The sequence below is a fragment of the Kaistia dalseonensis genome, assembly GCF_030814715.1.
Classification (GTDB): domain Bacteria; phylum Pseudomonadota; class Alphaproteobacteria; order Rhizobiales; family Kaistiaceae; genus Kaistia; species Kaistia dalseonensis.
The window spans coordinates 299,409-312,595 of the sequence record NZ_JAUSVO010000005.1 but is presented as its reverse complement, the minus strand read 5'-3'; the positions used below and the strand labels follow the sequence as shown (position 1 = coordinate 312,595).

At 65.3% G+C, this 13,187-nt stretch carries 13 protein-coding genes; 10 read left to right on the top strand and 3 right to left on the bottom strand.

Annotation, left to right across the window (positions count from 1 at the left end; genetic code table 11):
• Positions 1-64 precede the first annotated feature (64 nt).
• Genes QO014_RS18635 through QO014_RS18615 form a run of 5 tightly spaced genes read left to right on the top strand, consistent with a single transcriptional unit; the run spans position 65 to position 4,868 of the window.
• Positions 65-1,210: an extracellular solute-binding protein gene (locus QO014_RS18635; RefSeq protein WP_307258827.1), complete on the top strand. Its 1,146-nt coding sequence runs from the start codon at positions 65-67 to the stop codon at positions 1,208-1,210.
• Between the two features lie 10 nt (positions 1,211-1,220).
• Positions 1,221-2,099 carry an ABC transporter permease gene (locus QO014_RS18630; RefSeq protein WP_266350243.1) on the top strand — a complete coding sequence of 293 codons (879 nt, stop codon included), beginning with the start codon at positions 1,221-1,223 and terminating at the stop codon, positions 2,097-2,099.
• Positions 2,100-2,116: 17 nt separating this feature from the next.
• The gene (locus QO014_RS18625; RefSeq protein ID WP_266350409.1) at positions 2,117-2,917 is read left to right on the top strand and encodes an ABC transporter permease; all 801 of its coding nucleotides are present in this window, start codon (positions 2,117-2,119) and stop codon (positions 2,915-2,917) included.
• A gap of 20 nt (positions 2,918-2,937) precedes the next feature.
• Positions 2,938-3,996 (top strand): ABC transporter ATP-binding protein, encoded by a 1,059-nt coding sequence (locus QO014_RS18620; RefSeq protein WP_266350242.1) that lies wholly within the window; start codon positions 2,938-2,940, stop codon positions 3,994-3,996.
• A gap of 20 nt (positions 3,997-4,016) precedes the next feature.
• On the top strand, positions 4,017-4,868 hold the full coding sequence (locus QO014_RS18615; protein ID WP_266350241.1) for a glycerophosphodiester phosphodiesterase: 852 nt from the start codon (positions 4,017-4,019) through the stop codon (positions 4,866-4,868).
• Here QO014_RS18615 and QO014_RS18610 read toward each other — a convergent pair.
• From QO014_RS18610 to QO014_RS18600, 3 genes are all read right to left on the bottom strand, one after another.
• Positions 4,829-5,659 carry an inositol monophosphatase family protein gene (locus QO014_RS18610; RefSeq protein WP_266350240.1) on the bottom strand — a complete coding sequence of 277 codons (831 nt, stop codon included), beginning with the start codon at positions 5,657-5,659 and terminating at the stop codon, positions 4,829-4,831. The genes QO014_RS18615 and QO014_RS18610 overlap by 40 nt on opposite strands.
• Before the next feature lie 179 nt (positions 5,660-5,838).
• Positions 5,839-6,948, bottom strand: coding sequence for a lactonase family protein (locus QO014_RS18605; protein WP_266350239.1), 1,110 nt, complete (start codon positions 6,946-6,948; stop codon positions 5,839-5,841).
• Positions 6,949-7,005: 57 nt separating this feature from the next.
• The gene (locus QO014_RS18600; RefSeq protein WP_266350238.1) at positions 7,006-8,682 is read right to left on the bottom strand and encodes an FGGY-family carbohydrate kinase; all 1,677 of its coding nucleotides are present in this window, start codon (positions 8,680-8,682) and stop codon (positions 7,006-7,008) included.
• A gap of 451 nt (positions 8,683-9,133) precedes the next feature.
• Here QO014_RS18600 and QO014_RS18595 point away from each other — a divergent pair, with 451 nt between their 5' ends.
• From QO014_RS18595 to QO014_RS18575, 5 genes are all read left to right on the top strand, one after another.
• On the top strand, positions 9,134-9,487 hold the full coding sequence (locus tag QO014_RS18595; RefSeq protein ID WP_266350237.1) for a hypothetical protein: 354 nt from the start codon (positions 9,134-9,136) through the stop codon (positions 9,485-9,487).
• A 192-nt stretch (positions 9,488-9,679) separates the two neighbouring features.
• Complete coding sequence (locus QO014_RS18590) at positions 9,680-9,895, top strand: hypothetical protein (protein ID WP_266350236.1); 216 nt, start codon at positions 9,680-9,682, stop codon at positions 9,893-9,895.
• Positions 9,896-9,998: 103 nt separating this feature from the next.
• Positions 9,999-10,676, top strand: coding sequence for an HAD family hydrolase (locus QO014_RS18585; protein WP_266350235.1), 678 nt, complete (start codon positions 9,999-10,001; stop codon positions 10,674-10,676).
• Positions 10,673-11,632, top strand: a complete 960-nt coding sequence (locus QO014_RS18580; RefSeq protein WP_266350234.1) for a sugar-binding transcriptional regulator — start codon at positions 10,673-10,675, stop codon at positions 11,630-11,632. Before QO014_RS18585 ends, QO014_RS18580 begins: the two co-directional genes overlap by 4 nt.
• Before the next feature lie 255 nt (positions 11,633-11,887).
• Positions 11,888-13,162: an ABC transporter substrate-binding protein gene (locus QO014_RS18575; RefSeq protein WP_266350408.1), complete on the top strand. Its 1,275-nt coding sequence runs from the start codon at positions 11,888-11,890 to the stop codon at positions 13,160-13,162.
• Positions 13,163-13,187: the final 25 nt, after the last annotated feature.

Sequence of the window (13,187 nt, the reverse complement as noted above, 5' to 3'; positions counted from 1 at the left end):
GATGTCATATGCGCGCCTTAGCGTTCGCGCCGAAATCGATCCCTCCCGAAAAGGTTCTGTTATGATCAACCGCCGTCAATTGCTCGTCTCCGGCGCAGCGCTCGGCGCGCTCGGCGTCCTGCCGGTCCGCTCGGCCTTCGCCGCCGACCGTATCGACGTGTTCACGAGCAGCGATTCGAACGTGTCGGACTGGATCGCCAACAGCGTGAAGCCGGCTTTTGAAGCCGCCAATCCGGATCTGACGATCAACATCGTCATCACGCGCGGCGCCGGTGGCGGCGGCCTCGCGGCGATCGCCGACCGCGCCTTCGCGGCCTTCCAGCAGAAGGCGGATCCGCAGGTCGATTTCTTCGAGGGCTTCAACGAGCTGAACCCGAAGGGCGCGATCGAGGCCGGCCTCTGGACCAAGTTCGACGAGAGCAACCTGCCGTCCTACGGCAAGGTCAACAAGCTCGGCATCGAGACCGCCTATGGCCTGCCCTATCGCGGTTCGCAGGTTTTGCTCGCCTATGATTCGACCAAGGTGAAGGAAGCCCCGACCACCTGGGAGGCGCTCACCGCCTGGATCAAGGCCAATCCGGGCCAGTTCATCTATAATCGTCCTGACAAGGGCGGCTCGGGCCAGAACTTCGTCAAGCGCGCGATCCACGAGGCGAACGGCCGCGATCCCTCGCTCTTCACGGTCGCCAATTTCAGCAAGGAATCCGCTGACAAGATGCTGCCGGGCGCCTGGAAGATCCTGTCGGATCTGGCGCCGAGCCTCTATGACAACGGCGCCTATACCGCCGGCAACACCCCGACGCTGCAGCTTCTGGCCAATGGCGCCGTCTCCATGGTTCCGGCCTGGTCTGATCAGGCGCTGCAGGGCCTCGCCCAGGGCGTGCTGCCGCCGACCATCAAGCTGGTCCAGCTCCAGGATCTCGCCCTCTGCGGCGGCTTCACCCACGTCACCATCCCGACCAATGCGGCGCACCAGGCCGGCGCGCTGAAATTCGCGGAATTCCTGCTGTCCGAAGCCGTGCAGACCTCGGTCCTGAAGGATCTCGGCGGCTTCCCCGGCGTCGACTGGAGCAATCTGCCGGCGGATCTGCGCACGCAATATGCCGACGTCATCCCGGCCTCGATCCCGACCTTCCCGAGCGGCGACTGGGAGACGGCCATGGTCGATGGCTGGTATCGCAACGTCGCCCCGAATGTGAACCGGGGCTGATCGCGCCTCGATGACATCTCTCTCGGCCCCGCTCGGCCGGCAAAAGCGGGCCCGACGGTTTCCCGTCGGGCTCCTGCTCGTCGCCGCCCCGGTCATCCTCGTGGTGGCGCTCGTCATCTATCCGATCCTGTCGTCGCTCTCGACGACGCTCAATGTCGATGTCGCGGGCGCCGGCAGGTTCTCGCTCGCCAATTATGCGCGCTTCTTTTCCGATGATCAGAGCCTGCGCAACCTGCGCTTCACCGCCTGGTTCACAACGACGACCGTGGCGCTGCTCTTCCTGGTCTGCCTGCCGCTCGCGCTCTATCTGCGCTTTTCCTTCGGCCGGCTTCCCGCCTTCGTACAGGCGATCGCGACCTTCCCGCTCTTCGTGCCGGGCATCATCGTCGCCTATGCGCTGATCCGCTTCATCGGGCCGAACGGCACGCTGCAATCGCTGCTCGATGCCGCCGGGTTGCATGGCTACCGCACGCCCTATCTGACCACATGGGGACCGGTGATCGGCCTGCTCTGGGAGGGAATTCCGCTGACGCTGCTCGTCCTCGTCTCGGGCCTGTCGCAGGTGCCGCAGGCGGCGATCGATGCGGCGCGCGATGTCGGCGCCGGTCCGCTCCGCATCCTCGTCTTCATCATCCTGCCGCTGATCAGGAATTCGATCATCGTGGCGCTTTCGCTCGAATTCCTGCGGATCTTCGGCGCCTTCACGCAGCCCTATCTGCTCGGCCCCGCCTCACCTGAATCGATGGGCGTCTATATGCAGCGCACTTTCGGCGATCTGCAGGATCCCGTGCAGGCGGCGACGCAGGCCATGATCACCTTCCTCTGCTGCTCGGTCGCCGGCGTGATCTATGTCCGCACCATCATCGCGAACCGGAGGGCGGGCCGTTGAGCGCGATCCTCCGCAAGATGGTACATGAGCTTCCCGGCGCGCTCATCACGCTGCTCCTGGTCGGTTTCATCGTGCTGCCGATCGCCGGCGTCTTCCTCTGGGCCTTCGCCGAGGTCTGGCGCTATCCCTCGATCCTGCCGACGCAATGGGGCTTTCGCTTCTGGGGCATGATGCTGGGCCGGGCCGATGTCTGGGAGGCGTTCCGGACGTCGCTGCTGCTCTCCGTGATCGTCACGGGACTTTCGGCGATCATCTGCCTGCCGGCGGCCTATGCCTTCGCGCGGCTCGAGTTTCCCGGCAAGTCCTTGCTGCTCCTCTCGTTCCTGACGATCCAGGCCTTTCCGAAATTCGGCCTCTATATCGCGATTGCCACGATCTTCTTTTCCCTCGGTCTCGTCGGGACCTTCACGGGCGTGGTGGTGGTGCAACTCGTCAACACACTCTTGTTGATGATCTGGATTCCCGTGGGTGCGTTCCAGAATGTCGATATCCGCCTCGAAGAGGCCGCGCGCGACGTCGGCGCCGGCCCGATCCGGACCTTCGTCTCGGTAACGCTGCCCCAGGCCGGCCCCGCAATCGCCGCGGCTCTGCTGCTCACCTTCGTCGGCACCTTCTATGAGACCGAAGGGGCCTTCCTGATCGGCGCGCCCAATATCCGCACCATGCCGGTCCTGATGATCTCGCTCATCAACAACCAGATCGTCGTCCAGTATGGCGCGGTCCTGTCGGTGCTGCTCTGGGTGCCGTCCTTCATCGCCCTTCTCTTCGCGCGCAAGATCCTGAACGCTCGCACCATTGCAGGAGGTGTCGGCGCATGAGGGATCAAACGAGGTCCACCTTGGACAAGCTTTCCATCGACCATATCGTCAAGCGCTTCGGCCCGTCCGTCGCCGTCGACGATGTCTCCCTCTCGATTCCGACTGGCGAACTGGTCTGCCTGCTCGGTCCGTCCGGCTGCGGCAAGTCGACCGTGCTGCGCATGGTCGCCGGCTTCGAAATGCCGAGCGCAGGCCGCATCGCCATTGATGGCGAGGATGTCGGCACGCTGCCGCCGAACCGCCGGCCGACCGGCATGGTGTTCCAGGGCCATGCGCTCTGGTCGCACATGACGGTCGCGCAAAACATCGCCTTCGGTCTCAAGCTGCGCCATCTGCCGCGCGCGACGGTGAACCAGAAGGTCGCCGAAGTGCTCGAGCTTGTCGGTCTCAAGGGCTTCGAGCATCGCCATCCCGGGCAGCTTTCCGGTGGCCAGCAGCAGCGTGTCGCGATCGCGCGCTGTGTCGTGCTGGAACCGAAGATCCTGTTGATGGACGAACCCTTCTCGGCGCTCGATGCGCATCTGCGCGTGCGCCTGCGCGAGGAGGTGCGGACGATCCAGCGCCGGCTCGGCCTCACGACCGTGTTCGTGACGCACGACCAGGAAGAGGCGCTGACGCTCGCGGACCGGATCGTCGTCATGAATGCCGGCCGCATCGAGCAGATCGGCACGCCGGACAGCATCTATGGTCGTCCGGGCACGCGCTTCGTCGCGGGCTTCATCGGCACGATGAACATGATCGAGACCCGCGTCCAAGGCGGGGCCGCCCGGCTCGGCCCGATCGCGATCGCGGTCGACGCGCCGGAAGGCCCGGTCACGCTCGCTGTGCGTCCGGAGGATTTCAGCCTGGTCGAGGTGGGCAGCGCTGGCAGCGTCGCCGGCGTGGTCGAGCGCATCATCGATCTCGGCGCGTTCCGCATGGCCGATATCCGCATTGATGCCGGGCTGGTGCTGAAGGCCCAGATCGGCAAGGGACGGCGCATCGCCGTCGGCGATACGCTCGCATTGCGCCCGGAGCATCTGATCCTTTTCGGCGCGGATGGAACGGCCCGGCCGGCCGCCATCCCGATCGCCGCCTGAACCAACAAGGACCTTGCAACATGGCTGACGGCATCGCGATCGACAGTGACGGTCATCGCACCTGGCTCAAATGGCACCGCCTGCAGCGCGAGCGCGCCGATATCCCGTTCACGCCGCGCCGCCTCGCCGAGGGGCTGGCGCTCGGCGCCTCGATGGAGGTCGATCTCCGTCGCCATGGCGAACACGGCTTTGCCGTGCTCCATGACGACGATCTCGACCGCGAGACCACGGGGCATGGCCCGGTCGGTGCGGCGAGCGTCGCGGAATTGCGCGGACTGACCATGCGCGAGAAGAATGGCGACCCGTCCGAGGAGCGCGTGCTGCTGCTCGACGACCTCGCTCATCTTGCCGCCGCCGACGGGGCGGATGGCGCCGTGATCCAGTTGGACCTGAAGGAGGACGATGCCGTTCTCGACGCGGAGACGGCCGCGGCGTTCAAGGCGCTGATCGCGCCGGTCGCCCATCGCTTCATCCTCAGCGGCGGCGACTGGCTGGCCGTGACGCGGCTCGGCGCCGATGTCTCGGGTCTCGCCATCGGCTTTGATCCCTGCGATGACAAGACGATAAGCCGGCTTCGTAATGTCAATGACGTCCACGCCTTTGTCGAGAGCGCGCTCGCCCGGGCGCCTGAAGCCTCGATGATCTATCTCGACTATCGCATCGTCCTGCATTGCGACGCGATGGGGCTCGATATCATCGAGGACTTCCACAAGGCGGGAAAGCGCATCGACGCCTATACGCTGAATGCCGACCATCCCCGTGCCGAGGCGACGCTCCGCCGCCTCGTCGCGCTGCGCGCCGATCAGATCACGACCGACGAGCCGGGCGTGCTTCAGGCCCTGTTCGAGAGCAATTCGACGAGCCAGGGATGAAGCGAGGCGTTGGACGCGAGCACCGCGCCTGATGCGGGGATCGGTGCGCCGTCGAAGCCGCTGACGATGGCGCCGGCTTCGCTCGCGATCAGCGCCGCGGCGGCATAGTCGTGCGGGCTCAGTCCGTCCTCGAAGAAGGCGTCGTGCCGCCCGGCCGCGACATAGCAGAGGCTGAGCGCGGCCGAGCCCAGGCGGCGCATGCCGGAGGCGCGGTCCATGATGGCGCGCAGCGCCCGGTGATAATCCTCGACCGGCACGGTCTTGACCTGTCCCGGCACGGGCAGGCTGGCGCCGATCACCGCTTCGTCCGGCGTCAATGTCCGGTTGATGGCGAGCCGCCGTCCATTGACGAAGGCGCCGAGGCCGCGTTCGGCGACGAAGGCTTCTTCCAGCGAGGGGTCGTACACCACGCCCGCGACGGTCTCGCCATCCTCGACCAGGGCAATGCAGATGCCGAAAAAGGGCAGGCCCCAGGCGAAATTGGTCGTCCCGTCAATGGGATCGATCAGGAAGCGGCCGGCGGTGCCGTCGATATCCGTCTCTTCCTCGCCCTGGAGGCCGTGATCCGGGAAGATCGCGGTCAGATGCGCGGTGATGGCGCGCTCCGAGGCGACATCCGATTGCGTCTGGAAATCGCGCTGGCCTTTCAGGGTCAGCGCCGCGCCTTCGACGCGCTCGCGCCCGGCGGCGATTGCCGCCGCGCCGGCGAGCGCCGCGTCGAGCATGTGCCGCGTGCGTTCCGTGGGCGCGGCCTTGGCCGGATCAAAGGGGGCGCGATCGAGAAATGCCATGATGGGGTGCCTGTCTGGTGAAGTGCGGCCCCGTTTAGGCTTGGCTCATGACGGTTTGATTTCAGCAGAGCTCTGCCGGAGGCTTGCTCCAAACCAAGCCTGGTCCGTCACGGCCGGAGCGGTCGCCGGCAGAGGCTTTCCCAAATGGAGTTGAAACCGACTCCCTCGCCAACCCTGGCTCAGAACCGGCCAAATACGATCCGCATCGGCGTGCCGGTCTGCACCGCCTCGCCAATGTCGTTCAGTGCGCCGGTGACCGGGTCGTAGCGGAAGACGACGATGTTGTCGCCATGCTGGTTCGCTACCAGCACGAAGCGGCCCGACGGATCGAAGGTGAAATTGCGCGGCCATGCGCCGCCGGTCGATGTCCAGGCGGGCAGGCTCAGCCGGCCTTCGCCATCGATGACGAAGCGCACCAGGCTGTGATGGCCGCGATTGGAGCCGTAGAGAAAACGTCCATCGGGGCTGAGCGCGAGCTCGGCGCAATAGCTGGTGCCGGAGAAATCCGCCGGCAAGGTCGAGATCGTCTGCTCGAGCGTCAGCCCGCCCGTCTCGGCGTCATAGCCGAGCACGGACATGGTGTTGTTGAGCTCATTGATCACATAGGCGGTGCGGCCATTCGGATGGAACGTCAGATGCCGCGGGCCGCTGCCGGCGGGTAGCGCCACGAAGGGAGCCGGGGCCAGTGCCAGCTTTCCCTCTTCCGGCGGCAGCGCATAGCTCATCACCCGGTCGAGACCGAGGTCGCAGACCATCAGATAGCGATTATCCGGCGAGACGATCGCCGAATGGGCATGGGAGCGCGTCTCGACCGGCAGAACCGCGTCGGCGCCTTCATGCGCGACAGAGGCGACGGGCGGCGCGATGCTGCCATCGGCGCGCAGCGGATAGGCCGCAACGGCCGCGCCCGGCTTTGCACCCAGATCGGCGACCGTATAGTTCGACGCGAAGAGATAGGCGCCGTCGCGATCGAAGGAGAGGTGGCAGGTTACGCTGCCCAGCGTCGGCTGCATGTTGATGTGGGAGAGCGACGCCGTCTCCGGATCGATCGCGAGCGCGACGGCGAGACCTTCATTTCGTCCAGCCCATTCCGTGCTCGCATAGAGCCTGCGCTTCTCGGCGTCGATGGCGAGAAAGGTCGGATTGTCGATGCCATCGAAGGTCTTGACCAGCGCCAGAGCGCCGCTCGCCTCGTCGAATGAATAGACGGAAATGCCGTCGCCATGGGCGGGCGGCATGTCGGGCATGGCGCGATTGAGGCTGCCGACAAAGGCGAAGGTCTTGCTCATGCTGTTGAAGTCCCGGCTGGATCGTGGAGACGAGGAGGACGCGCGCGTGCCGTCGAGTCAAGCGTCCTGGCGTGTGATGTCGGCCTGATCCACATCTGCCGCGAGCGCATCGCCCATCAGCGCCCGCGCGCGGCGATCGAGCTCCTGCATCTGGAGGAAGATCTCGTATTTGGCGTCGTGGATGCGCTTTGCCGCGCCCTTCGCTGGCTCGTGCACGACGCCGAGCCGCGACATGCTATCGATCGCTTCGGGTATCGAGGCGAACGCCGAGGCAGCCACCGCGCCCAGGATCGCCGCCCCGAGCAGCACCGGCTCAGCCGTCTGCGGCACCACCACGTCGAGGCCGGTCGCATCGGCCAGCACCTGGCGCACGAGCGGGCTCTGACCCGCACCACCGCTCAGGACGATGGCGTCGATTTCCATGCCCTGGATCGCGAGCGCCTCGACGATCTGCCGCGCGCCGTAGCCGAGGCCGCAGAGGCCCGCAAGATAGAGCTTGGCGAGGCTATCCAGATCATCGTTCAGGTCGAGGCCGTCGATCACGGCGCGCGCCGCCGGGTCGGCCTTGGGCGAGCGATTGCCGAGGAATTCAGGCACGATGTGAAGATCGAATGCGAGCCTTGCCGTCGCCTCGGAAGTCGCCGCGCGCGCGGTCACGCGCTTTTCAAGCAGCGCGAGCAGGGAAATCCCGGCCTCCTTGGCCTCGATGCGCGCCGCAGGCGTGGCGGGATGCAGGTCGACGAGATGGTCGATCGCGGCGCCGGCCGCCGATTGTCCGCCTTCGAGCAGCCAGAGGCCGGGCAGCATGGCCGAGAAGTACGGGCCCCAGACACCGGGCGTGAAATTGGGCTCGACGGCCGTCGCCATGGCACAGGCCGACGTACCGAAGATATAGGCCAGCTGACGGGTGGGATCGGTGGGCTCGCCTGCCATGTCACGCGCGCCGATCGATCCGACGCCGCCGGCATGCGCATCGATCAGGGCGGCCGCGACGGCCGTTCCCGGCAGCAGGCCGAATTCGGCGGCGGCTTCCGGCGTGAGGCCTGCACCGAGGGGCGTACCGGGCTCGACGACGCGTGTGCCGATGCGTTCAAAGCCTTCATCGGCCAACGGGCCGAGACCGATCATCCGGAAGTAGCCTTCGTCCCAGCTCTGCTCATGGGCGAGATAGGTCCATTTGCACGTCAGCGTGCAGATCGAGCGATCGAGGCTTCCGCTCGCCCGCCAGGTCAGGAAATCGGAGAGATCGAAGAAATGCTCCGCCGCGGCGAAGCTCTGCGGCAAGTGCTCGGCGAGCCAGAGCAGCTTCGGCGTTTCCATTTCGGGCGAGACCGCGCCGCCGACATAGGCGAGGACGCGATGGCCGGTCTCGTTGATCCGCCGCGTCTGGTCCGTGGCGCGATGGTCCATCCAGACGATGATATTGCGCGCCGGATCGCCGGAAGGGCCCGCCGGAACCGGTGCTCCATTCGCGCCGATCAGCACCAGAGAGCAGGTTGCGTCGAAACCGATACCGGCGACATCCTCGGCCCGGACGCCGGACCGCGCGACGGCTTCGCGCACGGAAGCCACGACGGCGTTCCAGATGTCGTCCGAGGATTGCTCGACCATGTCGCCGGGCGCGTGCCAGATCGCGATCGGCCGTTTCGCCGAGGCGAGGAGATGTCCGCGATCATCGAACACGCCTGCGCGCGCGCTGCCCGTCCCAACGTCGACACCGATGAAGAACGCCATGACTTCCATCCCTCGGATCTGCAGTCCGTCGTGATCCGACGGTCTCGTCTAGTGGGCTTAGCCTAAAGCACGAGGTGTCCCAAGGCGACAAGCGTCAGTCGCGTTCGCCCTCAACAGGCGCCTTCCGATGACATGCTGGCGAACGCAGCCGCAAAGCAGACCTGCTCGAAGACAATGCAGTGCAGCATAAACATGACTGAAATAATAATGTAATACGCGATATTGATCGTTCTAAGTCTTTGAGAATTGCATACAATCCATTTGACTCAAATAAATATTGCATGCAATGTTGTCATTGGTGGCTCGTGCCCGGATCAATATTGGGACGCAGAGCCAATCTGCCTGTCAGAAATTTCACGTTGAACTTGGGGGTGATCGGAGGCGATTCCGATCTCGAGGTTCTTTGCACGTCAACTTCACGGATAAGCCGGATCTACTGGAGGATGAAGACATGAGCCGCATCCGCTCGATGGTTCCAAGCATCTGCAGCAATCCCGCGCGGGCAACAGCGCTGCTGGCCTTCGGACTCATCATCGCTGCGCCTTGCGCCATGGCGCGCGACATGACGCCGGCCAATGGCGCCGACGTTCCCGTCGACGGGAGCAGCGCTGCGCTCAAGCGTGGTGGAGCGGTCCCTTCGGGCACAGCCGCCCCGCAGGTCGCATGGTCCCGCGTGCCGCATTCGACGGAGGTCAGTGCCGCCGGTATCGATGCGAGCGCCGCGCGAGCGTTGCGCGGAGGCCTCAAGCCCGTGATCGAGCCGGAGGTCGCCGAAGCTGGCGCGCTCGCCACGACATCGCAATAAGGCATCGCCCGGTCATCCGAGCCTCGACGGCATCGGTGTGGTCGGACCGGTCCTTTTGTTCATCCAGGCGCTCGTGCCGCTGATGACGCCACGGGCGCAGCGGCGTCCGCACGCTTTTCTGGGACCTTGGCCCGGAACCTGATCGCTCACCCGATGTTGGACTTCCTGAGGGGGCGGACAGGAGGACCAATCATGACCACGAATTACGAACAGGCCCGCAGCGGCGGCAATAGCAGCTTTGGCAATACCGAGCGCCCGAGCGACATTCAGGGTGACAAGTCCAAGCCGTCCCCGCGTCCGCAGGCCAAGGAGACCGTGAAGACGGAGCACAAGGGTAAGGACGAAAAGGACCTCGACGCCGATCGCTTCATCGAACAGGGTGGCGCCAGCGGCCGTGCGAAGCGATGATCGCGCGCACGGCCATTTGCAGTTCATGGCTGAATATTTGCTCTGCATGTGAAAGAATGATCTGCTAGGGCGCGCTCCAGGCGCGAGGGAAGCGAGCAGCATCATGATTTCGGATTTCGATCTGGTCATCTTCGATCTCGACGGCGTCCTGATTGACAGCGAGATCCTGAGCTGTGGCTGCCTCGCCGAGATGCTCACCCGGCACGGTATCGCCATGTCCACGGCCGACGTGATCGAGCGCTATCTCGGGCGGAGCTTTGCGATCGTCCGGGATGATTTCCAGCGCCAGACTGGCCAGCCCATGTCCGCCGCTTTCGTTGACGCGTTGCGGGCGGAGATGTTCCGCCGCTACCGCGCGGAACTGCGCGCGATCGAGGGGGCAGGGGCCTTGTTGCAGTCGATGCGGCGGCCCTATTGCCTGGCGTCGTCCTCGGATGCCGAGCGGATCGATATCTCGCTCGGCCTGACCGGCTTTTCCGCGTTCTTCGAAGGGCGGATCTTCAATGCGGCCATGGTTGCGCGTGGCAAGCCGGCGCCGGATCTCTTCCTCAAGGCCTCGGCCGAGATGGGCGTGGCGCCGGCGCGCACGCTCGTCATCGAGGACAGCGTCAGCGGCGTCACGGCCGGAAAGGCGGCGGGCATGACGGTCTGGGGCTTCGTCGGTGGCAGCCATTATGGCGGGCGCGACGGGCATGGCCTGCTGTCGTCGGCCGGCGCCGACCGTGTGGTTGCGACCATGGCGGCGATGCTGCCGCAGCCTGTGGCAGAGATCGACGCATGAGCCACACCAGCGACGCCGAGCGCTCCAGGCTGGACGACGCCGCGCGCGCCGGCTGGCTCTATTTCATCGCCGGCAACACCCAGGACGAGATCGCCCGCAAGCTGAACATCTCGCGGCCGACGGCGCAGCGGCTGGTATCGCTCGCCCTGTCCGAGAAGCTGATCACCTTCCGCCTCGATCATCCGATCGCCGCCTGCATGGAGCTGGCGGCGCGGCTGACGGAACGATATGGCCTCCAACACTGCCAGATCGTGCCCGCTGATCCGACATCCGAAAGCTCGTCCGTGGGCATTGCGGAGGCCGCCGCCTCGTTGCTCGAGCAGAAGCTGCGCGGCACGGAGCCGATCGTCGTCGGGCTCGGAACGGGCCGCAGCCTGCGCGCCGCCGTCGAGCAGGTTCCCCGCCTCAACTGCCAGCATCACCGCCTGGTCTCGCTGGTCGGGCATATCTCGATGGAAGGTTCTGCGAGCTTTTTCGACGTGCTGGCGCGACTTTCCGACCTGGTACAGGCGCCGCATTATCCCATGCCGCTGCCCGTGGTCATGCCGAGCCGCGCAGAGCGAGACCAACTGATAGCGCTCCATCCGGTCCAGCGGCTGCGCGAGCTCGCCGCCGACGCCGATATGACGCTGGTCGGCATCGGCCGGCTCGACGAGAATGCCCCGCTCTACATAGACGGCTTCATTTCGACCGGCGAACTCGCCGAATTGCAGCGCCTCGGCGCCGTCGGCGAAGTCACGGGCTGGGCCTTCGATGCGGCCGGGCGGATCATAGACGGCGGCACTAATCACCGCCTGACCAGCGTGCCGCGACCCGTCCCGGCGACCGGGCTGGTCGTCGCCGTCGCCATGGGCCTGAGCAAGGCGTTGGCAATCCGCGCGGCGCTGCGCGGGGGAATCGTGAACGGCCTCATCACCAACGAGACCACCGCGAAGACCCTGCTCGACCTCGGCTGAAGCCGTCACGGCCACCGATTTCGAGCAACGCCCTTTTGCAATGCGAAAGGGAACAATTGCTCAATCCGTTAGCATTGTTGCGCCCTGCTGCCCTCCGTTGCCGGCGGAGGCTTCGCTGCTCTGCGGCAACGAATTGCCATTGACAATTTGCCTCAGTCAACGTGAGCATATGATCAGTGTTGTAGCAATTGCTCGCAGCACGACAGGGAGGATGATATGAGGATAGTGCTGGGCGCCCTTCTGGGCGCGGCTTCCATGCTGGCTGTAGGTCAGGCCTATGCCGCGGAGAAACTGACCATCGCGACCGTCAACAATGGCGACATGGTCCGCATGCAGACGCTGACCGACGACTTCAAGGCGAAGAACCCCGACATCGATCTCGAATGGGTGACGCTCGAAGAAAACGTCCTGCGCCAGAAGGTGACCACCGACATCGCCACCAAGGGTGGCCAGTTCGACGTGCTGACCATCGGCACCTATGAGGTTCCGATCTGGGCCAAGAAGGGCTGGCTGGTGCCGCTCGATCATCTCGGCGCCGATTACGACACCGCCGACCTGCTGCCGCCGATCCGCGACGGCCTTTCGCTCGACGGCAAGCTCTATGCCGCGCCGTTCTATGGCGAGAGCTCGATGGTGATGTACCGCAAGGACCTGTTCGAGAAGGCGGGGCTGACCATGCCCGACAGCCCGACCTGGGACTTCATCGCCGAGGCCGCCAAGAAGATCACCGACAAGCCCGGCGAAGTCTATGGCATCTGCCTGCGCGGCAAGGCCGGCTGGGGCGAGAACATGGCCTTCCTGACCGCCATGTCGAACTCGTTCGGCGCCCGCTGGTTCGACGAGCAGTGGAAGCCCCAGTTCGACCAGCCGGAATGGAAGGATACGCTCTCCTTCTACGTCAACCTGATGAAGGAAGCCGGACCGCCCGGTGCGTCCTCGAACGGCTTCAACGAGAACCTCGCCCTCTTCAATTCCGGCAAGTGCGGCATGTGGATCGACGCCACTGTCGCCGCGTCCTTCGTGACGAACCCGAAGGATTCGAAGGTCGCCGACAAGGTCGGCTTCGCGCTCGCTCCGAACAAGGGCCTCGGCAAGAACGCCAACTGGCTCTGGGCTTGGTCGCTTGCGGTTCCTGCCGGATCGAAGAAGACGGAAGCCGCCGAGAAGTTCATCGCCTGGGCAACCAGCAAGGGCTATCTCGACCTCGTCGCGTCCAAGGAGGGCTGGGCCAACGTTCCTCCGGGCACGCGCGCCTCGCTCTATGCGAACCCGGAATACCAGAAGGCCGCGCCCTTCGCGAAGATGACGCTCGATTCGATCAACTCGGCTGATCCGACCCATCCGACCGTGAAGCCGGTGCCCTATACCGGCGTCCAGTTCGTCGCGATCCCTGAATTCCAGGGTCTCGGCACGACGGTTGGGCAGCTGTTCTCGGCGGCGCTGGCCGGCAAGAGTACGGTCGACGAGGCTCTCGCTTCGGCCCAGCAGGTCACGACCCGCGAGATGACCAAGGCCGGCTACATCAAGTAGCCGCTGCCACGGGCGGGCTTGCGTG

Bases quoted from the DNA above. Each gene is read 5' to 3' on its own strand.
- QO014_RS18630 (WP_266350243.1), top strand. From the start codon at position 1,221: ATGACATCTCTCTCGGCCCCGCTCGGCCGGCAAAAGCGGGCCCGACGG.
- QO014_RS18625 (WP_266350409.1), top strand. From the start codon at position 2,117: ATGGTACATGAGCTTCCCGGCGCGCTCATCACGCTGCTCCTGGTCGGT.
- QO014_RS18615 (WP_266350241.1), top strand. From the start codon at position 4,017: ATGGCTGACGGCATCGCGATCGACAGTGACGGTCATCGCACCTGGCTC.
- QO014_RS18610 (WP_266350240.1), bottom strand. From the start codon at position 5,659: ATGGCATTTCTCGATCGCGCCCCCTTTGATCCGGCCAAGGCCGCGCCC.
- QO014_RS18605 (WP_266350239.1), bottom strand. From the start codon at position 6,948: ATGAGCAAGACCTTCGCCTTTGTCGGCAGCCTCAATCGCGCCATGCCC.
- QO014_RS18600 (WP_266350238.1), bottom strand. From the start codon at position 8,682: ATGGCGTTCTTCATCGGTGTCGACGTTGGGACGGGCAGCGCGCGCGCA.
- QO014_RS18595 (WP_266350237.1), top strand. From the start codon at position 9,134: ATGAGCCGCATCCGCTCGATGGTTCCAAGCATCTGCAGCAATCCCGCG.
- QO014_RS18590 (WP_266350236.1), top strand. From the start codon at position 9,680: ATGACCACGAATTACGAACAGGCCCGCAGCGGCGGCAATAGCAGCTTT.
- QO014_RS18585 (WP_266350235.1), top strand. From the start codon at position 9,999: ATGATTTCGGATTTCGATCTGGTCATCTTCGATCTCGACGGCGTCCTG.
- QO014_RS18580 (WP_266350234.1), top strand. From the start codon at position 10,673: ATGAGCCACACCAGCGACGCCGAGCGCTCCAGGCTGGACGACGCCGCG.
- QO014_RS18575 (WP_266350408.1), top strand. From the start codon at position 11,888: ATGCTGGCTGTAGGTCAGGCCTATGCCGCGGAGAAACTGACCATCGCG.